Annotated in this window: 22 protein-coding genes and 1 pseudogene; 9 read left to right on the forward strand and 14 right to left on the reverse strand. The window is 69.2% G+C overall.

The window, feature by feature from the left end; all coding sequences use genetic code 11:
* Positions 1 to 154: 154 nt before the first annotated feature.
* From CU254_RS29865 to CU254_RS29885, 5 genes are all read right to left on the reverse strand, one after another.
* Positions 155 to 355: a ferredoxin gene (locus CU254_RS29865; RefSeq protein WP_037715235.1), complete on the reverse strand. Its 201-nt coding sequence runs from the start codon at positions 353 to 355 to the stop codon at positions 155 to 157.
* Positions 352 to 1395 (reverse strand): NADH-ubiquinone oxidoreductase-F iron-sulfur binding region domain-containing protein, encoded by a 1044-nt coding sequence (locus CU254_RS29870; RefSeq protein WP_199786020.1) that lies wholly within the window; start codon positions 1393 to 1395, stop codon positions 352 to 354. Before CU254_RS29870 ends, CU254_RS29865 begins: the two co-directional genes overlap by 4 nt.
* 66 nt (positions 1396 to 1461) lie before the next feature.
* The gene (locus CU254_RS29875) at positions 1462 to 2025 is read right to left on the reverse strand and encodes a ferric reductase-like transmembrane domain-containing protein (RefSeq protein WP_009082101.1); all 564 of its coding nucleotides are present in this window, start codon (positions 2023 to 2025) and stop codon (positions 1462 to 1464) included.
* Positions 2022 to 2948, reverse strand: a complete 927-nt coding sequence (locus tag CU254_RS29880) for an FAD:protein FMN transferase (RefSeq protein ID WP_009082103.1) — start codon at positions 2946 to 2948, stop codon at positions 2022 to 2024. Before CU254_RS29880 ends, CU254_RS29875 begins: the two co-directional genes overlap by 4 nt.
* On the reverse strand, positions 2945 to 3223 hold the full coding sequence (locus CU254_RS29885) for a hypothetical protein (RefSeq protein WP_037715238.1): 279 nt from the start codon (positions 3221 to 3223) through the stop codon (positions 2945 to 2947). Before CU254_RS29885 ends, CU254_RS29880 begins: the two co-directional genes overlap by 4 nt.
* 103 nt (positions 3224 to 3326) lie before the next feature.
* Here CU254_RS29885 and CU254_RS29890 point away from each other — a divergent pair, with 103 nt between their 5' ends.
* From CU254_RS29890 to CU254_RS29905, 4 genes are all read left to right on the forward strand, one after another.
* A complete protein-coding gene (locus tag CU254_RS29890; protein ID WP_009082104.1) occupies positions 3327 to 4415 on the forward strand; it encodes a glycosyltransferase in 1089 nt (362 codons plus the stop codon).
* A 68-nt stretch (positions 4416 to 4483) separates the two neighbouring features.
* Positions 4484 to 4825, forward strand: coding sequence for a hypothetical protein (locus tag CU254_RS29895; RefSeq protein ID WP_009082106.1), 342 nt, complete (start codon positions 4484 to 4486; stop codon positions 4823 to 4825).
* 81 nt (positions 4826 to 4906) lie between these two features.
* On the forward strand, positions 4907 to 6355 hold the full coding sequence (gene argG / locus CU254_RS29900) for an argininosuccinate synthase (protein ID WP_009082108.1): 1449 nt from the start codon (positions 4907 to 4909) through the stop codon (positions 6353 to 6355).
* A 119-nt stretch (positions 6356 to 6474) separates the two neighbouring features.
* Positions 6475 to 8076: a DUF885 domain-containing protein gene (locus tag CU254_RS29905; protein ID WP_009082109.1), complete on the forward strand. Its 1602-nt coding sequence runs from the start codon at positions 6475 to 6477 to the stop codon at positions 8074 to 8076.
* Here CU254_RS29905 and CU254_RS29910 read toward each other — a convergent pair.
* On the reverse strand, positions 8073 to 8495 hold the full coding sequence (locus tag CU254_RS29910) for a Fur family transcriptional regulator (protein ID WP_037715240.1): 423 nt from the start codon (positions 8493 to 8495) through the stop codon (positions 8073 to 8075). The two genes, CU254_RS29905 and CU254_RS29910, sit on opposite strands and share 4 nt — an antisense overlap.
* A 118-nt stretch (positions 8496 to 8613) precedes the next feature.
* Here CU254_RS29910 and CU254_RS29915 point away from each other — a divergent pair, with 118 nt between their 5' ends.
* The 3 genes from CU254_RS29915 (at position 8614) to CU254_RS29925 (ending at position 10604) form a co-directional block, all read left to right on the forward strand.
* Complete coding sequence (locus CU254_RS29915; RefSeq protein ID WP_009082114.1) at positions 8614 to 9033, forward strand: Fur family transcriptional regulator; 420 nt, start codon at positions 8614 to 8616, stop codon at positions 9031 to 9033.
* A 106-nt stretch (positions 9034 to 9139) separates the two neighbouring features.
* On the forward strand, positions 9140 to 10006 hold the full coding sequence (locus CU254_RS29920) for an alpha/beta fold hydrolase (protein WP_009082116.1): 867 nt from the start codon (positions 9140 to 9142) through the stop codon (positions 10004 to 10006).
* Positions 10007 to 10010: 4 nt separating this feature from the next.
* Positions 10011 to 10604 carry a TetR/AcrR family transcriptional regulator gene (locus tag CU254_RS29925; RefSeq protein WP_009082119.1) on the forward strand — a complete coding sequence of 198 codons (594 nt, stop codon included), beginning with the start codon at positions 10011 to 10013 and terminating at the stop codon, positions 10602 to 10604.
* Here CU254_RS29925 and CU254_RS29930 read toward each other — a convergent pair.
* Together CU254_RS29930 and CU254_RS29935 are read right to left on the reverse strand one after the other, a co-directional pair.
* The gene (locus CU254_RS29930) at positions 10597 to 11262 is read right to left on the reverse strand and encodes a YdcF family protein (RefSeq protein WP_009082121.1); all 666 of its coding nucleotides are present in this window, start codon (positions 11260 to 11262) and stop codon (positions 10597 to 10599) included. The two genes, CU254_RS29925 and CU254_RS29930, sit on opposite strands and share 8 nt — an antisense overlap.
* 15 nt (positions 11263 to 11277) lie before the next feature.
* Positions 11278 to 12045: a GntR family transcriptional regulator gene (locus CU254_RS29935; RefSeq protein ID WP_009082123.1), complete on the reverse strand. Its 768-nt coding sequence runs from the start codon at positions 12043 to 12045 to the stop codon at positions 11278 to 11280.
* Positions 12046 to 12223: 178 nt separating this feature from the next.
* Between CU254_RS29935 and CU254_RS44835 the strand changes: the two genes are divergently transcribed.
* Positions 12224 to 12472 carry an AMED_5909 family protein gene (locus tag CU254_RS44835; protein ID WP_078560945.1) on the forward strand — a complete coding sequence of 83 codons (249 nt, stop codon included), beginning with the start codon at positions 12224 to 12226 and terminating at the stop codon, positions 12470 to 12472.
* A gap of 45 nt (positions 12473 to 12517) precedes the next feature.
* On the opposite strand, the pseudogene CU254_RS44405 reads toward CU254_RS44835, so the two are convergent.
* Together CU254_RS44405 and CU254_RS44410 are read right to left on the reverse strand one after the other, a co-directional pair.
* Positions 12518 to 12911: pseudogene (locus CU254_RS44405) on the reverse strand (aldehyde dehydrogenase family protein).
* Positions 12835 to 13392 carry an aldehyde dehydrogenase family protein gene (locus CU254_RS44410; protein ID WP_050788314.1) on the reverse strand — a complete coding sequence of 186 codons (558 nt, stop codon included), beginning with the start codon at positions 13390 to 13392 and terminating at the stop codon, positions 12835 to 12837. Before CU254_RS44410 ends, CU254_RS44405 begins: the two are co-directional and overlap by 77 nt.
* 201 nt (positions 13393 to 13593) lie before the next feature.
* On the opposite strand from CU254_RS44410, the gene CU254_RS29950 reads away from it, so the two are divergent.
* The gene (locus tag CU254_RS29950; protein WP_009082126.1) at positions 13594 to 14109 is read left to right on the forward strand and encodes a lytic polysaccharide monooxygenase auxiliary activity family 9 protein; all 516 of its coding nucleotides are present in this window, start codon (positions 13594 to 13596) and stop codon (positions 14107 to 14109) included.
* Between the two features lie 55 nt (positions 14110 to 14164).
* Here the strand turns inward: CU254_RS29950 and CU254_RS29955 are convergent, their stop codons facing one another.
* From CU254_RS29955 to CU254_RS29970, 4 genes are all read right to left on the reverse strand, one after another.
* Complete coding sequence (locus CU254_RS29955; RefSeq protein ID WP_100266926.1) at positions 14165 to 14962, reverse strand: nuclear transport factor 2 family protein; 798 nt, start codon at positions 14960 to 14962, stop codon at positions 14165 to 14167.
* Between the two features lie 36 nt (positions 14963 to 14998).
* On the reverse strand, positions 14999 to 15241 hold the full coding sequence (locus tag CU254_RS29960; protein ID WP_009082131.1) for a PLDc N-terminal domain-containing protein: 243 nt from the start codon (positions 15239 to 15241) through the stop codon (positions 14999 to 15001).
* A gap of 112 nt (positions 15242 to 15353) precedes the next feature.
* Positions 15354 to 16472 carry an NAD(P)/FAD-dependent oxidoreductase gene (locus tag CU254_RS29965; RefSeq protein ID WP_009082133.1) on the reverse strand — a complete coding sequence of 373 codons (1119 nt, stop codon included), beginning with the start codon at positions 16470 to 16472 and terminating at the stop codon, positions 15354 to 15356.
* A gap of 1677 nt (positions 16473 to 18149) precedes the next feature.
* Entirely contained in the window at positions 18150 to 21500 is a 3351-nt protein-coding gene (locus CU254_RS29970; RefSeq protein ID WP_037715243.1) for a TM0106 family RecB-like putative nuclease, read from the reverse strand.
* Positions 21501 to 22066 lie beyond the last annotated feature (566 nt).

Here is a 22066-nt window from a genome sequence, read left to right on the forward strand (position 1 = left end):
TGAACTATATTCACAAAATTGCCCGAGGAGTTCTACTTGACCAGCCTGGCGCCCACGCTGCTCAGCCTCTTGCCGGTGTCAATAATGGCACTGCATGCCATCAAGGATTGGTGGCGTTGTTGAACAGCCGCTAAATGCGACGCTGGCGTTGCGATCACTCCATTTTCCGGAGCCGCAACGCCAGCGCCGGACAAGCCGCCGCCGCTTTTCGGGCCTCCGCCAGCAGCGATTCGGGCACCGTTCCCCCGCGTACCACCGGGTAACCCCATTCGTCCACAGTGATCAGTTCCGGCAGCACGTCCGCGCACAAACCGTGTGCTCGGCAGGCGATCGGGTCGACCGTCAGGCGGTTCATGCCGCACCTGCCGTGATTCGGCACGAACCGGCGGTCAGGTGGGCGTGGACGTCGGCCGCGAAGACTCGCAAAGCGCTTGCCGCGAGGCGGACCGCTCCGTCCGGGTGGGCGCACGCGCCTCGTCCGCTGAGGAGCGGGAGGCGGCGGGCGAGACGGCCGGTCGCGTCCCGGCCGGACAGCAGGTCGGTGAAATCCGCGGCGACGGCCGGGAGTCCGAACATGCACGGTCCACATTGGCGGGCCGATTCTCCGGCCAGGGTATGGAGAATATTCCGGGTCAGTTCGACGCCGCAGTGAGAGTCCGGGAGCAAGTGCAACGAGGACAAGCCCGGTTCCCGGCCCAGCGGCAAAGGATCGGCCAGGGAACGCGGCATCCAGGTACCGCCGTAACCGCCGATCAGAACAGCTTGTGCGGTCACCGATCCGCCCGCGCGGGCGAGAATCGCGGAAACGGGAGTGTCCGCGGGGACTTCCATTACGCCGGGGCGCGCGACGGCTCCGGTGACGGTGACCAAGTCAGTCGGCACGAAACGGTCCGCGCCGGTGCGGGCGACGAGCGCGAAGCGGGCCAAGGTTTCGACATTCTGGACCAGCGTGGGGCGTCCGCGCAGACCGCGTTCGGTTGGGCGCGGGAATTTGCCGGTCGGACGGGCGTCGCCGGATCCCAAGAAGTGCACTAACGCGGTTTCTTCGCTCGCGACGTATCGATGCGGGACTGCGACTACCTTTACTGGCACTGCGTCCCGGCGTTCCGCCAACGCAGCCAGCACGCTTCGGTTGCCCTCGCGCAGGCAGAGATAAGCCTCGGTAGCGCCGACGGCATGCGCGGCGACCTGGATGCCGTCCAGCACCAGGTGCGGCGCAAGTTCCAGGAGGGCGCGATCCTTGCTGCTGAAGGGATCGCTCTCGCAGCCATTGGCGACCACAATGGACCGTCCCGGTGCGACAGAGCGCAGCTTCGCCGCCGCGGGGAAGCCCGCGCCACCGCGGCCGCGGATACCGGCGACGTCGATTTCGTGAATCAGTGCGTCGCGATCCAAGGCTGGGAGTCCACCATGGACAGACAGGTGGGCGGCCAGGTTGTTGCGGTGCGAAGGAAGCAAGAGTCACCTCCGAAGCGGAGTGAGGCGGCGCGCCTCGGTGTCGGGATTGGTACTGCCGAACCGCACGCTCGCGGCGGCCAGAACGGCGAGCAGGCACGCGATGTCCAGCGCGATCAGCAGCGGGCGCGCGCTGTCCGACGCGACGAGGCCGATGCTGTGCGCGAGCGCGACCGGCCAGCAAACGTAGGCCAGCCAATGCACCGCGCGCCACAACCGCGGCGGGATGCGGGTGCGCAGGAGACTGGTCACGACGATGGCGAGCAGCAAATCCACCGCTACCGCACCGATGCCGATCCAGAACGGTTCGTAGCCCGACACGAACGGAAGGACAACCGCCGGCCAGCTCAGGTCCACATAACCGTCGACGACCGCGAAGACGATGTGTGCGGCCAAAAACACGAGACTGGCCAGGGCGAGGTTCCGGTGCAGGTCCGCGAGGGCGAAGCGGGGCCAGCGCCGGGTCGCGAACCGGCCGGAGTTGAGAAAACCGAGCACCACGACGGCTGTCGAAAACACGAGCGAGACGATTCCGGTGGCACGGCTGAAATACCAGAGGGCGGAACTCACGACGCACGCTCCCGGCGATCCGCCGGCCACCCCGCCGTCGTCCGGACAGCACCGCGCGAACTCACCAACCGGGCGGGCAATCCGCGTGAACTCAGCCAGTCCAGCGCCGCCACGCCCAGGATGACCGAGGCGGTGCTGGCCGTGTTGGCGTCCACACAGGACTTCGCCGCGACCGAAACCGTTCGCCAGCACGGATCCGCCGATTCGCCCGTGCGCGGGTCGACGATGTGGTGCACCACGCGGCCACCGCGTCGCCACGTCCGCCGCGCGAGGCCGGAAGTGGCCAGGCCGCCGCTGGTGAGCGTGATGGTCGTGTCCGGATGGGCGACCGCGTCCGTGTGGTCGTCGCCGATCGCTATTTGCCAGCCACCTGCTGGCGCCGGGCCTGCCGCCGCGAGGTCGCCGCCGAGGTTCACCAGCACGCCGCAACCGGTACGGCCGGCGATCTCGGCGGCGGTCCGGTCCGCGGCAAAGGCTTTCGCGGTCGCGCCAAGGTCCAGCAGCACACCGCGCGGCAGCACGACGATCCGGCGGGCCGGTTCGAACAACACCCAATGCGAGCCGGGCGCGGGGACCGGCGCCGCGGCGGGTCCGTCGGCGATCTCGGCGAAGTCCCGGTCGTAGCCGAGCGCGGCCAGTGAACCGCCGACCGTCGGGTCGACCAGCCCGCCGCTCAGCCACGACGCGCGCAACGCCGCCGACAGCGCGTCGGCCAGCAGCGGGCTCACCTCCACCTCCCGGCCAGCGGCACGGTGGAGTGCCGAAATCTCCGAGTCTGTCCGGAATCGGCTGCAGGCCCGATCGAGTTCGGCGAGCCGCGTCCGCAGCAGCTCGGTCGCCCGGTCGAGCGCGGCTTCCTCGGTGACGAGCACCCGTGCGGTCGTGCCGAGCGCGGGAAACGCCGCCGAGTACGGCCCGGTCACGACGCGCCCGATCCGGTGTGCGCGTGCCTCGACCCGGAGCCGGGATCCTGCGCGGGCGCCTGCAACTGGTCCGAGGAGCTGGATCCGGCGGACGAACCAGTCCCGCCGGTGGACGCGCCGGTGCCGCTGGTGGACGGGGACGCGGCCGCCGTCAGCCCGTATCCGATGCCGCCGGCCGCCGCGACTCCGAGCACCGCCGCGACCGCGGTGACCAACGCCGTCCGGTGCCGGACGCGAGCCCGTTCCTCTTGCCTTCTCCTGATGTCCGGGTCCATGCCGGGTGTCCTCTCCGGTGGGGGAACACCCAGTCTCAGCCGCGAATCTATGAGTCCGCTGGGAGCGACCTGTCAGTTTGCTTCCAGTCACTACACTCCGCGCATGGGCACGGTCCTCGCGTGGGCGACGCTGGCGGTGTGGACCGGACTCGCGTTGTGCCACAGCTGGTTCTGGCGCACCGACCAGCGCCTGCCCGTGCTGGTCCGGCCGGACGCCTGGCCGTCTGTCGCCGTCGTGGTGCCCGCCCGCGACGAGGCCGCGCTGCTGCCGGAAACCCTGCCCACGCTGCTGCGCCAGACCTATCGCGGCGACGCGCGAGTCATCCTCGTGGACGACGGCAGCACCGACGGCACGACGGAAGTCGCCCGCTCGCTGACTGTCCCCAATGGACTCCCGCTCACCGTCACGAGCCCGGGCGAACCACCGGACGGCTGGACCGGCAAGCTCTGGGCCGTCGCGCACGGCGTCCGCGAGGCCGGAGACGTCGACTTCCTCCTGCTGACCGACGCTGATATCTCACACAGCCCCGACTCGCTGGAAACCCTCGTCGCCGCTGCCACCAGCGGCCGGGACCTGGTATCTCAGATGGCCGTTCTGCGCACCGCAACGTTCTGGGAGCGGCTGCTCGTGCCCGCTTTCGTCTACTTCTTCGCGATGCTCTACCCGTTCCGCCGCGTGAACTCCGCACGCTGGCGCACCGCCGCGGCGGCTGGCGGTTGCGTCCTCGTCCGCCGCGCGGCGCTCGAACGCGCCGGAGGAATCGCCGCGATCCGCGGTGCGGTCATCGACGACGTCGCGCTCGCCCGCGCGGTCGCGTCCGCGGGCGGCCGGATTTGGCTGGGTTACGCCACGAAAGTCTGGAGTGTCCGGCCGTATCCGCGGCTCTCGGACCTCTGGCGGATGGTGACCCGCAGCGCCTACACCCAGCTCCGACATTCGCCACTGCTGCTGGCCGGGACGGTCGTCGGCATGATCGCCGTGTTCCTCGCCCCGCCCGCACTCGCCCTGACCGGCTCGTGGCAAGCCGCTGTGGCGTGGTTGCTGATGGCGGCGACGTTCGTCCCGGTCGCCAGGTATTACCGCCAACCCCTGGTCGCGGGCGGGTGGCTGCCGTTCACCGCAGCCCTCTACACCCTGATGACGATCGACTCCGCCCGTCGCCGGACCGGCTGGAAGGGCCGCACTTACTGACCGAATTGGGCGCGACGCTCATCCGCAGATGTGCCAACCTTTCGGCATGACGTCGACCCGAAGGGGCAATGCCTCGTAGGAAGCCCAGCGCCGCCCAACCCGAAGCCCGCGACCAGTGGACCGAACGCGTTTCCCCAGCACTCGACCGGTATCGGCGCTTCCTGCGCCAGCCCGGCCGCTGGCTGTACGTGCCGTGGCCCGATTGCCCGTGCGGCGATCCCGTCGAAGCCCGCGACGAACTGGAAGCCGCCCTGCGCGCGCTCCCTCCCCGCGCCCGCGCGGACCTGCGCCGGGTCCTCGCCCCGCTCGATGCCGAGTTCCGGCGGAGAACCCTGCCCGACCCGGCGGCGAGTTCCCTCAGCCGCTGGCATGCCGAGGCGTGGTGGCGGCAGCGGCTGCACGAGCGGTGAAAGACCTGGAGAACCGCACGGAGAGCGAGTTCACACCACCCGGGGATGCACGTTCATACATCGTCGTGCATAATCATTCCTATGTCCAAGGTGCTCACTTCCCTTCCCGTCGGCGAGCGGGTCGGCATCGCGTTCTCCGGCGGCCTCGACACGTCCGTGGCGGTGGCGTGGATGCGCGACAAGGGTGCGGTTCCGTGCACCTACACCGCCGACATCGGCCAGTACGACGAACCCGACATCGCGTCCGTCCCCGGCCGTGCGCACGCCTACGGGGCGGAGCTCGCGCGGCTGGTCGACTGCAAGGAAGCCCTCGTCGAGGAGGGGCTCGCCGCGCTGACCTGCGGCGCCTTCCACATCCGCACCGGCGGGCGGGCCTACTTCAACACCACCCCGCTCGGCCGCGCGGTCACCGGCACCCTGCTGGTGCGCGCGATGCTGGAGGACGACGTCCAGATCTGGGGCGACGGCTCCACCTACAAGGGCAACGACATCGAGCGGTTCTACCGCTACGGCCTGCTGGCCAACCCGGGCCTGCGGATCTACAAGCCGTGGCTCGACGCCGCGTTCGTCGGCGAGCTCGGCGGCCGCAAGGAGATGTCGGAGTGGCTGGAGGCGCACAAGCTGCCCTACCGCGACAGCACCGAGAAGGCCTACTCCACCGACGCCAACATCTGGGGCGCCACGCACGAGGCGAAGTCGCTCGAGCACCTGGACACCGGCATCGAGATCGTCGAGCCGATCATGGGCGTGCGGTTCTGGGACCCGGAAGTCGAGATCGCGCCCGAGGACGTCACGATCGGCTTCGAGCAGGGCCGTCCGGTGACGATCAACGGCAAGGAGTTCGGCAGCGCGGTCGAGCTGGTCCTGGAGGCCAACGCGATCGGCGGGCGGCACGGGCTCGGCATGTCCGACCAGATCGAGAACCGGATCATCGAGGCCAAGAGCCGCGGCATCTACGAGGCCCCGGGCATGGCGCTCCTGCACGCGGCGTACGAGCGGCTGGTCAACGCGGTCCACAACGAGGACACCATCGCCAGCTACCACAACGAGGGCCGGCGCCTGGGCAGGCTGATGTACGAGGGCCGCTGGCTGGACCCCCAGGCGATGATGCTGCGCGAATCGCTGCAGCGCTGGGTCGGCACCGCCATCACCGGCGAGGTCACGCTGCGGCTGCGGCGCGGCGAGGACTACTCGATCCTCGACACGTCCGGCCCGGCGTTCAGCTACCACCCGGACAAGCTGTCGATGGAGCGCACCGAGGACTCCGCGTTCGGCCCGGTCGACCGGATCGGCCAGCTGACCATGCGGAACCTCGACATCGCCGACTCGCGCGCCAAGCTGGAGCAGTACGCGAGCCTCGGCATGGTCGGCGGCACCTCGCACCCCAAGCTGATCGGCGCCGCGCAGGCGGCCGCGACCGGCCTGATCGGCGCGATGCCCGAGGGCGGGGCCGAGACGATCGCGTCCCGGGGCCGGGCCGACGACGTCGAGCTGCTCGACCGCGCCGCGATGGAATCCGGCACGGACTGAGGCTTTCCTCCCGCGGATGCCCGCGTCGGCGCACCGGCGCGGGCATTCCCTCTATACCAGCGACCGCACCCCGCTAACGTCTCTATATTCGGGCGGCGGCTCCCGGCTAACGTGGCGGCGTGACCCCGATTTTTCAGCTGTCCGCCGACCACGTCACGGCGGAGGCAGCGCTCGATCCGATCGCCGCGACCCTGGACGGCGTGACCACCGACGCGACCGCGCTCACCGACCTCACCCCGGACGGTTTCGCGGCCCGAGCCGACCTGGCCCGGCGCACGCTCGCCACTCTCGCGACGCTGGCCCCCGAGTCCCGCGCGGACCGGATCGCGGCCGCGCATCTGCGGAACAGCCTCGAGACCGAGCTGGCCTGGCACGGGCTCGACGAGCCGTTCCGCCAGGTACAGGCCCATTTCGGCACGCTGAGTTCGATCGCCGATTCGGTCCGGCTGCTGCCGCGCCGCGACACGGACGACTGGCACGTCCTCGCGGTCCGGATGGCCGGGGTCGAAACGATGCTGGCCGGCTGGCAGAAGACGCTGCAGGCCGGTCTCGACCGGGGTCTGCGCGCGGCCCGTCGGCAAGCGCTGGAAACGGCGGCGCAGGCCGAGCGGTACGCGGGTGTCCACAATGCACTCGTCGAGGAGTACGGCGACGGGCCGCAGGCCGGCGAACTGCGTGCGGGGGCCGACGCCGCCCACCGCGGTTACGCGGCCCTCGCGCGGTTCCTGCGCGAGGATTACGCCCCGCACGCCACCGAAACCGACGGAGTCGGCGCCGAGCGTTACGCCGTCGCGGCCCGGCTTTCCCTCGGCGCGGACCTCGATCTCGCCGAGGCGTACGAATGGGGCTGGGCGGAACTTCAGCGCATCGAAACGGAAATCGCCGCCGAGGTCGCGAAGATCCAGCCTGGCGCGAGCGTGGCGGAAGTGCTTGCCCGGCTGGACGACGAGTGTTTTGTGACCGGTGAAGCGTCCTATTTGGACTGGCTGCGCGCCGCGCACGACCGGGCGCTGGAAGCGGCGAGCGAGCACTTCGACATCCCGGAACCGTTGCGCGCCTTGGATGTCGTGCTCGCGTACGGCTCCGCGTCGGGCTCGCCGTACTACACCGGGCCCGCCGAAGACGGCACCCGCCCCGGCCGCACGTGGTGGCCGCTGGGCGGGCGGGAGCGTTTCGCGACCTGGTCCGAGCTGACGACGGTGTTCCACGAAGGCGTTCCGGGACACCATCTGCAGATCGGCGTCGCGGGCCTGGCCGGGGACTCGGTCAGCCGCTACGCGCGCGTCCATTCAGTGAGCGGCCACGCGGAAGGCTGGGCACTGTACGCCGAACGCCTCGCCGACGAACTGGGCTGGTTCTCCGAACGCGGCACCCGGCTCGGCATGCTCGCCGGTTCCGCGCTGCGGGCCGCGCGCGTCGTGATCGACCTCGGCTCGCACCTCGATCTGCCGCTGCCGGACGGTTCCCGCTGGGACTTCGACACCGCGTGCCGCTTCCTGCACGAGCGCGGATTGGCCGCCGAACACCGGGTGCACGCCGAAATCGTGCGCTACCTCGGCTGGCCGGGCCAGGCGATCTCGTACAAGATCGGCGAACGCGCGTGGCTGCGGGCACGCGCCGAAGCGGCCGCCAAACCGGGATTCACGTTGCGCCAGTGGCACGAGGACGCGCTGGCCGTCGGCCCGGTCGGGCTCGCGGCGCTGCAGGACGCGCTGCGTTAAGCCTTGGCCTCGCAGTCCGCGCACATCCCCCACCACGTGATCTCGGCCTGGTCCACCCGGAAACCGGGCACCGGACCGGGTTCGAGGCACGGCGCGGCGCCGACCGCGCACGGCACGTCCTGGATCCGGCCGCAGCCGCGGCACACCAGGTGGTGGTGGTTGTCGTGGGTTTCGAGTTCGAACCGCGCGGGCGACCCCGCCGGTTCGAGCGGGCGCAGCAGGCGGGCGCCGACGAGGTCCTCGAGCACGTTGTAAAGACCCTGCCGGGACAGCGCGCCGACGGCCCCGTCGGCGTCGAGCACCGTCGCGATTTCCGCGGCCGTGACGTGCGGGGTTCGCGCGACCGCGGCCAGCACCGCACGCCGCTGCGGCGTGTTGCGCAGACCCTTGTCGCGCAGGCGCGCCCCGAACTCGTCCATGGCCCGGATGGTACCCGCAGAGTTGACCGGATCAATTCTGGCGTGCAGTGGCTCACAGTCCCAGAGTTGACCCGTTCTTACATTTGACTGGATCAACTGTGCGGACTACAAAGGAACCGTGCTCACGACCTCCGCACCCCTCCCGTCCAGCGCCGACGCCGGAACCCGGCTCCGGCGCGCCGGCCTGCGCGTGACGACCGCCCGGCAGGTCGTGCTGGAAGTGCTGGCCGAAAACCCGCACGTGACCGTCGCGGAACTGCTGCCGCTGGTCCGCGCGCGGCTGTCGATGGCGTCCACGAGGGGCGTCCACGACGTGCTGACCACCGGCGTCGCGGCCGGTCTCGTCCACCGCTTCGACCACGTCGGCGTCGCGCAACGCTACGAGCTTTCCGGTTTCGACCACCGCCACCTGCTGTGCCGCCGCTGCGGACGGCTGGAGGCAATCCCCGGCACGCCGGCGGAATCCGCCGAGGAAACGGTGTCCGGCCTGTGCTCGCGCTGCGATTCGGCTGAGCAGCTCTCCGCATCCGCCTCCTAGTCAAGAACCGCCCCCGCCGACCAGGGTCGAGGCAACCCCTGGCCAGCGGGGGCATTACCGCAGAGGTAATTTACATACAGACTGCATGTATGTATCTTCGGTCAGCATGAGCGGATACGAAGAACTCGGCACTGCCCGGCACGTCAACCTCCCCCAAGGCGAACTCCGGTACTTCGAGCACGGACGCGGCCGCCCGGTCGTTTTCGTGCACGGCGTGCTCACCAGCGCCCTGCTGTGGCGCAAGGTCGTCCCGTCCGTCGCGGACGCCGGATTCCGTTGCCTGGCCCCGGATCTCCCGCTGGGCGCGCACCCGGTCCCGATGCGTTCGGACGCCGACCTCAGCGCGCCCGGCCTGGCCACCCTCCTGGGCGATTTCCTCACCGCGCTGGACCTGGAGGACGTCATCCTGGTCGCCAACGACACCGGCGGCGCCATCACGCAACTGCTGCTCGCGCGCTATCCGGAGCGGGTCGGACGGGTCGTGCTGACGCCGTCGGACAGCTTCGAGTACTTCTTCCCGCCGATCTTCCGGCCGTTGCCGAAGGTCGCGCGGATTCCCGGTTCGATGGCGGTGCTCGGCCAGCTGCTGCGGATCAAGGCGCTGTACCGCTCGCCGCTGCTGTTCGGTTGGGTCACGAAGCGCCCGCTGCCGCCGGACGTCGCCGACGAGTACCTGGGCAAACTGCGGAAATCGCCTGGCCTGCGAAGGGATTTGCGCAAGTTCCTGCGCACTGTCGACTCGAGCCACACCCTCGCCGCGGCGGAGAAACTGCGCCAGTTCAAGCGTCCGGTGCTGCTCGTGTGGCCGCCGGAGGAGAAACTGTTCCCGATCAGCCTCGCGCACCGCTTGGCGGAGGTTTTGCCGGACGCGGAACTCGTCGAGGTCCCGGACTCGTACACCTTCGTCTCGGAGGACCAGCCGGCCGCACTGGCCGGGCACATCACGCGCTTCGCCGCCGCCATGGCAGATTAGGTGCGTGCGACGTACCCAGCAAGAACGCTCCGACGCGACGCGAGCCGCACTGATCAAGGCCGCCCGCGACCTCTTCGGCGCCCGCGGCTATCACGACGTGCCCGCCGAGGAAATCACTCGCACGGCAGGCGTCACGCGGGGCGCGCTGTACCACCACTTCGGCGACAAACAGGGCCTGTTCCGAGCCGTGGTCGAAGTGCTGGAACGGGAATTGACCGCCGAGGTCTCCGCAGTCCTCGACGGTGCCGCGGACCCGCTTTCCGGGCTTTCTTCCGCACTGGGCGTTTTCCTGGACGCCTGCCTGCGCCCGGACGTCCGGCGTATTTCGCTGACCGACGCCCCGGCCGTACTGGGCTGGGATGCCTGGCGAGACCTGGAAGCCGAGTACGGCCTGGGGCTGGTCGCGGAAAACCTGGCGGCCGCGCGGGAAGCCGGGTTGATCGTGGATACGCCGGTGGATGCCCTGGCGCAGCTGGTCCTGGCGGCGGTGATGGAAGCGGCGCGGATGATCGCCAACGCGGACGACCCGGACCGCGTGCGGGGGGATGTGCAGCAGGTGTTTTCGGGGTGGTTGAGCGGGTTGTTGCGGCCTAGGTGAGGAGTCTGGCGGTGTACCCGTGCGTCACCAAACTTTGGAAGGCTCGGTCGACCTGGCCCGGAAGGTCTTGGGGTATCGCGAATCCTCGCTGGGCATAGAGGCTTATCCGCTGCGTGTCGCCGACCAGCATATTGACGACGCGATCTACGTCGCCGATGCTCCGGATGTACTCGTCCAACGGCAATGGCTGGGAGGCGCACAGCACTTTTACCTCGGGCCAGAGCTTCCGGCACGTCGCGTAGGCCCGCCGTTGTTGGTAGGGACGCGAAATCAACGTGACCGAATCGACTTTTGTCCCGCGTGCTTCCAGCAACTCCCGGCTCCGCGCGATGTTGTCTCCGGTGTTGCGGGCCGTTGGCTCGACCAGGATCGCGTCGTCGGGAACACCCAGCTCCAACGCGTGCTCGCGGTAGTGCACGGCTTCCCCGCGCGGAAATCGGTCTACGGTGGTGGGCGCGTTGGCTCCGGTGAAGACGATCTGCCGGAAGCAGCCCTGCTGGTACAGCTCCGCCGTATAGGCAGCGACGCCGAGATCGTGACTCCCCAGACCGATTCCGACGTCAGTGGGCCGGAGCTCGTGGTGCAGGTCGTGGTAATCCCAGAGTGTCTGAACGTCGGCGCGGAGATGCTCCGGCAGGGCGATCGGGCTCTCGGGCATGCGGGGACTCCGGAGTCAGTCGGGGATCTTGAACGTATAGGACCAGGAGAACCGGCTTGCCGCGTGGACGCCTCGCGCGAACTCCACGACGCGACCCTCCGCGGTGGAGGTGCGGCGATGCAAGACCATCACGGGTTCGCCTGCGGGGAGTTCCAACGTCTCGATCTCGTCCGGCGTGGGCATGCGCGAGCAGACGGTCTCGCTGATCGTGTCGGGTTCGAGCCCTTGCAGGGTGAGAACCAGGAAGCCGCCGCCGCGACCGGCTGGTCCCGGGGTCTCGTCGACAAGACGAGTTCCCTCAACGTCCTCGGGCCGGTAGTAGCTGGAGAGGGTATGCGTGGGGCGGCCCGCATCCTTGACCAGGCGCGCCCGCTCGTAGACGGATGACCCGACCTCGACACCCAGCGCTTCGGCGATCTCAGCATCGGCCTCGACTCGCGAAACGGTCTGCGTCTGATCAGCAGACTTCCACTCGCGGCCGGACGCTTCGCGGTCGGCGACGAACGCGACCGTGTCTCCGTATTTCCATTTGCTCTTGGCATAGCGCTCCACGCCGAGGCGCTTCATAGGCGGACGCGCACGAACGACAGTGCCGCGCCGGCGGATCGGCGTGACCAGTCCTTCGGCCTCCAGGACGCCAACGGCTTTACGGACCGTGTTGATGTTGACGCCGTAGTCCTGAGCCAGCTCCTCCTGCTTCGGCAGTGTCGAATCCGGCGCGTATTCGCCCCGCTGGATCGCCTCGCGCAGGCTCGCGGCCAGGTCGCGGTACCCGATGCCCACGTCGTCCTCCTCCGTCCGGCGATAACGCTAGCGGTATCAACTCTGTCCGACCCAGAAGACTAGACAGGAGTAGCTCTATTGATAACTTCTGGAGTTGAATGCCTAATAGAACTACTTCTATCTCGATACGACCTAGCAGGCTTCGGCAGCCGGACTCCTCAGCGGAAGGACAAGAACCATGGAGAACAAAGTCGAACCAGCAACGTTGCACGCCGCGCACGCCTCCGCGATAACCCGACGTCCAACGTCCGGCGCGACCCGTTCAGCCTGGGCGGCTTTTCACCTCGCGAACGCGCGGATATACCGGACTGTCGCGGATCATGACCGCTGGCACCATCACGAGGCTCTCTACTGGGCCGGCTACGAAGAGCGCCAGGCCGCAAGGTTTTGCCCACCGTCCGACGAGAACCAGAGCGAACCGGATTAGTCCACACCAGACTTCGACCTCCCGGCCGCCGAGGGCTGCCACGACTCAAAACCGGATCGACTTCTGGTTCATGAGCTCCTCGATCACCGACGGCCCCAACCCCCGCCCCATCCCCGAGCGTTTGCTCCCCTCGAACGGCAAATCCGCCTGCGACCCGCCGGATTTGCTGAAATACACCATCCCCGCCACCAGCCGATCCGCCGCCCTGCGCAACCGGACCAGATCGGCGCCCAAAACCGACGCGCCCAAACCGAACGGCGAGTCGTTCGCGATCTCGATCGCGTGCTCATCCGATTCCGTCCGGAACAAGATCGCCACCGGCCCGAATCTCCTCCCGGTAAGCGTCCATCTCCGGCGTGACGTCAGCCAAAACCGTCGCCTCCGGGTACGCACCCTCCCCGCGACGTCCGCCGGTACACAGCGTCCCGCCCTGCTCCACCGCGCGGGCGACCCGCTTCCGCCGCCACTGAGATACCAGCCTGTTGGCTGCCCGTCAGGGAAACGCCTTGAATGCGCGGATCAGCGAGACTCATCGGGACCTTGCGGCTGGACGCGAAAAGGTTCACGCACGCATCGTCCGGTACGCCTGCTTCGTGCAGAATCTTCTCGATCGCCAGCGCCGAGCGCGGGCAGATCGACGCGTGCTTCAGCAGAATCGTATTGTCCAGCACCAGATTCGGCGCGACGAACCGCGCCACCTGGCTCCGCTTGCCCATCGCCAAGGTCATGACGGCGGCCAGTTCGTCGGCCCGTTCCTCGAAAAGGTCCGGGGCACGGGCGACGATCGCTGCCCGTTCCGCTACCGCACAAGCCCGCCAGCTTCGATATCCGTGCCCAACACCCTCGATTGCCGCGCGAACCTCCGCGTCGGTCGCGTTCTCGATTCCCTCGATCAGCTGGCCCGCGGCCGGGTCGGTCACCGGGTACACCGGGTAGCCCGGGCATAGATGACGCAGGGTAGCTGATTCTTGACCGAGCGCGGGCGTCCGAGTATGGTCTAGACCACAAATCTCCCCACCCCCACCGCCCGCGCACCACCCCACCGCGGGCTCGTCGGTCGTGCCGTGGCTCGTCCGGCCGCCCTCCGGCGCGGGAGCGGGCCCGGCTTCGAAGGAGCCACCATGCCCCGCAAACGCACGATGCTCGCCGCACTCGGCGGCGCGGTCCTCGCTCCGGTGCTGATGCTGATCGGCCCCGGCATCGCCAGCGCGCACGGCTACGTCAACTCCCCGCCGAGCCGGCAGGCCCAGTGCGCGGACGGAACGGTGTCCTGCGGCGACATCAAATGGGAACCGCAGAGCGTCGAAGGGCCCAAGGGCCTGCAGAGCTGCAGCGGCGGCAACGACCGGTTCGCCGACCTCGACGACGACAGCAAGGGCTGGAAGGTCACCCAGGTCGGCAGCCAGGTCACCTTCACCTGGGTGTTCACCGCGCGCCACCGCACCAGCGACTACGAGTACTTCATCGGCGGCAACCAGGTCGCGAGCTTCAGCGGCGACGACCAGGCCCCGCCGGAAACCGTGTCGCACCAGGTCGACCTGAGCGGTTACCCCGGACAGCAGAAGGTGCTCGCGGTGTGGAACATCGCGGACACCGGCAACGCGTTCTACGCCTGCATCGACCTGAACGTTTCCTGACCGCGCGGAAATGCCGGGCAGCCGGGCGGAATTCCCGTACCGGCCGCCCGGCGTTTCATCCGGCGAACGCCTCGGCGACGGCGAGGCTGTCTTCGTAAACGTGGTATCGCGTGATCAATCCTCCGTCGACGGTCAGGCACACCGCGAAGGTCGTCGCGAACCGTTTGCCGGTCAGCTTGACCGTTTGGGCGCTCGTGCCGACGAGCACCGCGTCCGCGCCGTCGACGAGGATCCGGTCGACCCGGACGTCGCTTTCCTCTGGCACACAAGCACTTCCGAGCGTCCGGAAGTGGTCCGCGACGTCCGCCAGGGAAGAACGCGGGCGGATCCACGGCACGACGGGATGCTCCGGTTCCGGCCAGCTCACCCGCCAGTCGACCGGTTCCGCGAAAAGCTCCGCGATCCGGTCCGGTTCGCCCTGTTCGAGCCGGCGCAGGAATTCGGCCACCACCGCCCGGGCGTCCGAGCCCTCGGGACGCGGCGGCTCGGCGAACTGGCAATCGCGCCGGATCAGTCCGTCCTCGCCGAGTTCGAGCACGATAAGCCCGGTCAAGGCGACCTCCCCGCCCGCCGCGGGGACCATCTCGGTGGTGAACCGGATCATGCCGTGGAGGCCTGCCGCGTCTCCGGCGGACCGGAAGACGAATCCCCCTCCGGCGACGAATTCCTCGAAAGCCTCGCTGACCCGGCGCTCCAGCGCCTGGTGGCCCCGATACTCCGCGGACTCGGTGAACTGCACCCCGTCCTCGGCCCACAACGAGGCGACCGCCGCGCGCCGGGCGGCCGGGTCGGATTCGTTCCACACTGCGACATACCGCTCGACGAACTCGCCAGCGTCCATTTCCTTGTGCATGCCCGGACGCTAACCGCGCTCCACTGACATCTTGTGTCAGCGAAGCGAGGCTTCCGCGCTCCGCTTGCCGACCAGGAACCACAGCATCGGCCCGAGGAACGGCGCGCAGAACGCGAAGACCACCCACACGAACTTCATCCCGAGGCCGAGCGGGCTGCCGAGCACGCTCACCAGCGCGCCGATGAACAGCAAGACCGGAAACGCCACCAGCACCGCGATTCCGGCTACGGCGGCGAACTGCAGGCCTTCATGGACGGTGTCGGCCAGGACGGCGGTCATCTGAAGATTCCTCTCTCACAGCGGGTCGAGGCCCATTGTGCGAGCGGAACCGCCTGGCCCGGATCGGCTTGCCGGCTCGATCCGGGTACCGCTTAAGTCGTACGCCGGTCCACTATGGACGCCCGAACAGCTCCAGCAAGGCCGCCGGCGCGTCCGCGCGGAAGCAGCTCTCGAGACTTTGCGCCGACTCCGCCGCCGATTTCGCGCTGCGCGGGAACAACGCGGCCTCGTACTCGGCGAGCGCACGTTCGACGTCGTCGGGGTGCCGGGCGAGCGCGAGTCCCAGCTCAGCGCCGTCGAGCATGGCGAGATTCGCGCCCTCTCCGGCGAACGGCGACATCAGGTGCGCGGCGTCGCCGATCAGCGTGACGCCGGGCACCCGCGACCACGAATGCTCGACCGGGAGCGCGTGGATCAGCCGCGGGACCAGCTCGCCGTCCGCCTCGGTGACCAGGGCGCGGAGCCGCTCGGACCAGCCCTCGAAGTGACTCAGCACGGCAGCCTTGGCGGCAGCGTGGTCGGTGAAGTCGATGGACGCGGTCCAGCTTTCCGGGACACGCACGGCGGCGTAAACGTGCAGGCTGCCGTCCGGTTCGCGGTGCGCGAGGAAGCCTTTGTCCTCGCCGAGCGCGAAACTCATGCCGCCGCCGAGGAGAGCCGCCGCGTCCGGGTGGCGGGAGTCCGCGTCGAGGAGGTCGATCTCGACGAAGGAGATGCCGGTGTACGCCGGTTTTTCGGGTGAGACCAGAGGGCGGATGCGCGACCAGGCGCCGTCGGCTCCGATGAGCACGTCCGTGGTGAGCGACGTGCCGTCGGCGAGGGTGAGCCGGTGTCGTCCCCCGGACAGGGGTTCCGCGGCGGTGACCTTGGCGCCCCAGCGGACGGTGCCCTCCGGCAGCGAGTTGAGCAGGAGGTCGCGCAGGACCCCGCGGTCGATTTCCGGCCGCTCGCCGCTGCCGTCGTCCGCTTCCGCGAACAGAAGCGCGGCGGTGCGGTCGTAGACACGGGATTCCTGGCCGCCTAAGTGGATCAAGGTTCGGAATTCGGCGTGCAGGCCGGCCGCGTGGAGGGCGACCTGGCCGGAGTCCTCGTGGATGTCGAGCATGCCGCCCTGCGCACGGGCGGACGGGGAGGCGTCGAGGTCGAGGACGGTGGCTTCGATGCCGTGGACGTGCAGGACGCGGGCGAGGCTGAGACCGCCGAGGCCGGCGCCGACGATGGTGATGGTCATGGGTTCGCTCCTGTTCTTGTGGGGTTCCTAGATTCAGGGTAACGAACATGTTCGTTACGAACAAGTTCGTTCTTGAGTGATGCCGGTCAACCCCGACTCGTGCTGGCGGGCTCGGCCCTGCTCGGCTTCGGCCGGCACTGCCCGCTCGGGCCGACCAAACGGTCACTCGATCGGTGGCGATCCAGATCACCTGATGGGGCCGGAACATTCGGGCCGTTCGCGCGTTGTACAGGGTGTCGGTACGGAGGTGCCCCCGGGCCTCACCTTCTGCCTTCCAGGAATACCGGTCCGGCCGGAGCCTGGTCGTGCCACTCGCCGCGAGGCGGCCCCCGTACCGGCGCAGAACCACCCGTCTCCGCGCCACTGCTCCCCCCAGCCGCGGAACGGGATCCGGTGCTCCTGCTCCCGCCGGCCGGTAACCCCCAGCCGGTCCGGACGGAGAGCGGGAGCACACCCTCACGGCCGCGGGAATGTTCTTGGCCCGCAACGAGTTGTATTGAGCAGCGGCAGGTTTCTATGCCTGCCGAATTCGACCGCCGTTCCCGTCGGCGCGCCGGACAGTCCGGAGAAGACTGTCCGCACCCGCCGATTCCCCAGCCACCCCGTCCGCTGCGGCATCTCTCCCCAGTGCCCCGCGCGGACGGGGCTCCCGCGCCCCCGCTCCGGCTCCCGCAGGCCGGACGCGGGGGGCGCCCAGACCACCTCGCTCGCCGCGCCACCCCTCCCCCACGGTCGCGCGAGCGGGGACATGTGCCCCGCCCGGCCACCGGCTCCCGACCGGTCCGGCCGGGCGGGCACCCCCATCTCGCACCGAGCGATTGCTGTGCGGCGCAGGAATACTTTCTGTTCGCTGCACGCGGCCTGCTGCGCGCCCGGCCGCTGGATCTCCGCTCGGCCAACCGGCTGCGGAGGCACCTCGGCGCTGGCGTTCGTCCTTGTGGCACAGGCACACTCGGCGTCGCCAACGGACCGGCTCAGACGCAGCCGACGCCAGAGTCCCGGCCGGACCGGCTGGCGGCCATCCGCTCAGCGCCAAGTGACTGCCTTGCCGCACAGGCACACGCGCTTCCTCGCCACGGGCTCGACTCGGCTAACCGGGGGCGCGTTCGAGGCCGGATCCCCGATCAGACTGGCCAGACTGGCACCTGCTCAGCACTGACCAACGGACTCAGCTGGCCAAGGCGCTCCCCATCGGCCCGGCCACGCGGACACCCACGCAGCGCCGAGCAACCACTTCGCCTCGCAGTCACACCCTCCCCAGCACCTGGCTCAGCCAGTCCGCTCGCGAACGTCGCGCCGAGCGACCGCCTCCCGGCACAGGCACACCCACCCACCACCACACGCCCGGCGCAGGCACGCCCGCCCGCCACCACACGCCCGGCGCAAGCGCGCCCGCCCGTCACCACACGCCCGGCGCACGCGCACCCGCCCGCCACCACACGCCCAGCACAGGCACACCCACCCACCACCGCGCGCCCAGCGCACGCGCACCCGCCCGCCACCGCACGCCCGGCACAGGCACACCCGCCATCACCGCACGCCCGGCGCACGCGCACCCGCCCATCACCGCACGCCCGGCACAGGCACACCCGCCCATCACCGCACGCCCGGCACAGGCACACCCGCCATCACCACACGCCCGGCACAGGCACACCCGCCCATCACCAATTGCCGGGCTCAGTCGATCCACTCGCGAGCATCGCGGAGCAACCCGAGCATTCCGGAGACCAGCCGCATCTGGTCCACCGTCCTGATGTCTGCTTCGAGCAGCTTCGGAGAGCACACCAGAACAGCGACGGACTGCGCGCGGGACAGGGCGACATTCAACCGGTTGCGGGACAAGAGAAAATCGAGGCCTCGCGGCAGGTCTACCGCCGAAGAGGACGTCATGGTGGTCACCACAACGGGTGCTTCTTGGCCTTGGAACCGGTCCACGGTGCCGACTCGGACGTCGCCGAAACCGGCGTCGGACAGGGCTCGCGTCACCACTCGCGCCTGCAGGTTATACGGTGCCACGACAAGGAAATCGGCGTCAGTGAGCGGTCGGCCTTCCCACGTTCGGCCGTGCAGCGACTTGATCACCGACACCACTTGCTCGGCTTCTTCGACCGACCGCGTGGTGTTCCCGCGATGTTCGACCGAGGCCAGATAGAGACCCGACGGAAAACCGTCGATCGACCGCTCCGCGGTGGGATGGGAGTGCAGCAGACCCGCATACGACAGGTTCGAGACCGGCGCGCAGACATCAGGATGCATGCGGCGCGTCAGGTCGAGGAAATAGCCCAGTTCCGGCGGGATGATGTCCGCCTCGCCGATCAGGTGGCCCAGCGCCGACGCCTCCGCGCCTGCCGGATGCGTGCCCTGCACGACCTGCGGCAGCTGCTGCGGATCTCCCAGCAGCACCAGGTTTTTCGCGCACATCGACACCGCCAGCGCGTCCGCGAGAGCGAACTGGCCGGCTTCGTCGATCACGAGAACGTCGAAGGGTTCCTCGCGGACGGCGGCGTTGGCGAAGGTCCAGGCGGTGCCGCCGACCAAATGACCGGTGTTGTTTTCTTCTCGCCAGCGTACCAGCGCGGTGTTGGTTTTCGGCTGTTCCCAAGGCAATGACGGGTCCGGCGTCCGCTTCGCGCGCTTGGCGCAGGCCATCTCCGGCGCGTTCTCCATGGCCGCCGAGAGCACGTTCTCGACCGCCTTGTGGCTGTTCGACGTGACGCCGACAGTCCGCCCCGAACGCACCAGATGCGCGATGAGTTTTCCGGCCAGGTAAGTCTTTCCGGCTCCGGGCGGGCCTTGGACGGCGAGCACGGAACCGTCGAGACGATCGACCGCGGTGATCACCGTGGCGACCAAATCTTCGCCCGGTTCGGGCAAACCTCCACGCAGCCGGGGGATGCGGCGCAGCAAATCGACGCCGGGGTGTGACGGCAGCGCGGGCAGAGTTTCCCCTACCAGGCGGGCGAGATCGGCTACCGCCTCGTCCTTGGGCGAGGGACGCACTGGGCTGCCTGGCAGGACCGCGGCGGGAAGGTCGTTGGACGTCTTGTCCGGCGCGCTGCTCTCCTCCAGCGTCACCTCGACGGCGGTCGCGGACACGACTTTCGCGTCGCGAGCGTCGGCACCGTAACGCAAACGCACGTCGTCACCTGGCGCGTACGGATGCGGACGGTCCGGGTCGCACCGAACGACGAGCGTGCGTTTCGCGGTGCGCAACCGGCCGGACGGCGGCACCCACTCGCCCGCGGTCACCGACACCGGGACCGCGCAGGTCGTGTCCACTTCGAGGTCGCTGATCGGGGCGGCCAGCTGCCGGAAGAACTCCCACCACGCCGGGTTCGTCTCGCGGCGGTGGTAGCCGACGGACGCGGCCAGCAGCGCGCGGGCGTGGTCGTCGGGCGTGAAATCCGCGGGATCGTCGGGGAGTCCGTCCAGAAGCGGGTCGACCAATGCGGCCATCGCGGCGGCGCGTTCGGCTCGTCGCTGGGCGGCTTCCTCTTCTTCGGTGCGGCGAAGCAGAGCGTCCACTTCGGACTCGGGAGCCGGTTCGGCCAGCTCGATTCCGGCTTCGGTGCGCACACGGTGAAGGAATTCGTGCAGGCGCAAGGTGGAGACGCAGTCGTACTCGTTGTAGTCCGCGATGCCGCGCAGGACTTCGTCAGCCTGTTCGGTGTTTCCCGCGGAGGAGAGCGTCAGGTAGTCCTCGTACGCCTCGATGCTCGACACCGCCGTTTTTACCTCGCCAGCGCGGGCTTCCGGCATGTACAGTGGTTCTAAATACTTGATCGAATACGACCGCTGTCCTACCCGCAAAGCCTTGCGTACCACGGCATACAGGTCGATCATCGCGCCGCTGCGAAGCAGTTCGTCCACGGCTTCCTCCCGCGTGCCGTGGACGGCGGCGAGCCGCTTGATCGCCGTGACCTCGTACGGCGCGTAGTGGTAGACGTGCGCGTCGGGGTGTTCCGCGAGCCGTGCGGTGGCGAGGTCGATGAACTCCTCGAACGCTCGTTTCTCCTGCGCGCGGGAGTGTGCCCAGAACGGGGTGAAGCGCCCGTCCGGGGTGACCGCGCCGAAGAGGTACTCCAGGCCCGTGCCGGCCAGGGCGTACGGGTCGCCTTCCATGTCGAAGAAGACGTCGCCGGGGCTGGGCTCGGGCAGTTCGGCGAGCGCGTCCGGGGCGATGATTTCGTAGGCCAGCTCACCGGTTTCGTCCTGCCGGACCTGGATCGCGGCCTGCGCGCGCAACGAGGCGAACGTGCCCTCCGACATGTCGCGCGGACGGTCGGCGGGGTCGGCGCTGGCGAGCGCGTCGATGGTGCCGAGCCCGGCGGTCACCAGCTTGCGCCGCTGCTCGCTGCGCATGCCCGCGACTAGCGACAGGTCGCGGTCGGCCTCGCGCGCGGACGCACAGTGCTCGGCGAACGCGCATCCGGTGCACGCCGGGCGCTCGTCCGCCCAGATCCGGTCCGGCAGCTGCGGCGGACGGTCCTGCAACCGGTCGCGGAGCCGGTCCACGAGCGGGAGGAAGTCGTCGACGCGGAGGCTGCGAGTGCTGCCGTCGCCCAGCAGCAGATGCATCTCCGGCCCGGTGGGCCAACCGGCGCGGCGAAGAGCGTCGGCGTACGCGGTGAGCTGCACGACCGCGGACGGCTTGGCGTGCCGGGCGAGCTTCGTGTCGTAGACCTCGTAGCGGCCCTGGTCGTCGCGCAGCAGGAAATCTGCGCGGCCGGAGAACTCGCCGTCGTGGAACACCGCCTGGTAGATCACCGGCGCACCCGCGCGCAGGGCTTCCTCGGTCGCCTTCGCCGCGACGACCGGATCGTGTTCCTCGATCTCGACGACCTGCGTCCGCTCGCTGCGCAACCGTCCGAGCGTGGCCGCTTCGTGCGCGCGCCCGTGCTTCACCGCCAGCCGATCGGGTGAGGAAGTCGGCCGCGGCGCGCCGGGTATCCCCGCCGCCAGTGCCTGCTTGAGGATGCTCCGGTGCTCGCATTCGAGCAGGTCAGCGAGATCAGACGGCGTGTACATCGCCCGGCAGTCTGTCACGGGTCCCGACGGGCTCCGGCGAGGTGGGCGCCCGACACGCCGCCCGGAATTGTCGGTGGCGGATGGGATGATCTTGGAGTGGCTGGGAGAGGGCGGAAATGGAGGTGAGTGCTCGGGTGGTAGCGGAATGAAGACGTGTTGGCGGAGCTGGCGATCGGAGGTGAATGTGGTTGGAAGGTTGCGGTTTGGAGTGCGTGCTGCGTAGCGCTCGGTGAGCGGCAGGGTGGCGGGACATCGGTGAGGTCGCTTGGCGGGGTGCACACCGCCCGGGCAGCCTTCGCGGGGTCTCGCTGCGGGAGGGGACCAGCGGTAGCTGCGGTAGCAGGCCAGTGGCAACTGCGGGAGCAGACCAGTGGCAACTGCGGGAGCAGACCAGTGGCAGGAGCCTGGCCGTGGCCGGGGTACGCCGCCGAGAAAGCTCGCAGCTTGCCTCTGTCCGCCTCGATGAGCAGGCTGCGAGATTGCTCTCCGGCGGGGAGACCTCCCGTACCGAGTTTCGCGAACCTCGCCCGAATTCGCCGCCGGGCACGGGCTTTGCGCCACTCGGC

It is taken from the genome of Amycolatopsis sp. AA4 (genome assembly GCF_002796545.1).
Taxonomy (GTDB): Bacteria; Actinomycetota; Actinomycetes; order Mycobacteriales; family Pseudonocardiaceae; genus Amycolatopsis.

What these genes read in the sequence shown, in the direction of transcription:
- CU254_RS29865 (WP_037715235.1), bottom strand. Translation starts at nt 355, where the DNA reads ATGAACCGCCTGACGGTCGACCCGATCGCCTGCCGAGCACACGGTTTG.
- CU254_RS29885 (WP_037715238.1), bottom strand. Translation starts at nt 3,223, where the DNA reads ATGGACCCGGACATCAGGAGAAGGCAAGAGGAACGGGCTCGCGTCCGG.
- CU254_RS29890 (WP_009082104.1), top strand. Translation starts at nt 3,327, where the DNA reads ATGGGCACGGTCCTCGCGTGGGCGACGCTGGCGGTGTGGACCGGACTC.
- CU254_RS29895 (WP_009082106.1), top strand. Translation starts at nt 4,484, where the DNA reads ATGCCTCGTAGGAAGCCCAGCGCCGCCCAACCCGAAGCCCGCGACCAG.
- argG (WP_009082108.1), top strand. Translation starts at nt 4,907, where the DNA reads ATGTCCAAGGTGCTCACTTCCCTTCCCGTCGGCGAGCGGGTCGGCATC.
- CU254_RS29910 (WP_037715240.1), bottom strand. Translation starts at nt 8,495, where the DNA reads ATGGACGAGTTCGGGGCGCGCCTGCGCGACAAGGGTCTGCGCAACACG.
- CU254_RS29920 (WP_009082116.1), top strand. Translation starts at nt 9,140, where the DNA reads ATGAGCGGATACGAAGAACTCGGCACTGCCCGGCACGTCAACCTCCCC.
- CU254_RS29930 (WP_009082121.1), bottom strand. Translation starts at nt 11,262, where the DNA reads ATGCCCGAGAGCCCGATCGCCCTGCCGGAGCATCTCCGCGCCGACGTT.
- CU254_RS44835 (WP_078560945.1), top strand. Translation starts at nt 12,224, where the DNA reads ATGGAGAACAAAGTCGAACCAGCAACGTTGCACGCCGCGCACGCCTCC.
- CU254_RS29950 (WP_009082126.1), top strand. Translation starts at nt 13,594, where the DNA reads ATGCCCCGCAAACGCACGATGCTCGCCGCACTCGGCGGCGCGGTCCTC.
- CU254_RS29955 (WP_100266926.1), bottom strand. Translation starts at nt 14,962, where the DNA reads ATGCACAAGGAAATGGACGCTGGCGAGTTCGTCGAGCGGTATGTCGCA.
- CU254_RS29960 (WP_009082131.1), bottom strand. Translation starts at nt 15,241, where the DNA reads ATGACCGCCGTCCTGGCCGACACCGTCCATGAAGGCCTGCAGTTCGCC.
- CU254_RS29965 (WP_009082133.1), bottom strand. Translation starts at nt 16,472, where the DNA reads ATGACCATCACCATCGTCGGCGCCGGCCTCGGCGGTCTCAGCCTCGCC.
- CU254_RS29970 (WP_037715243.1), bottom strand. Translation starts at nt 21,500, where the DNA reads ATGTACACGCCGTCTGATCTCGCTGACCTGCTCGAATGCGAGCACCGG.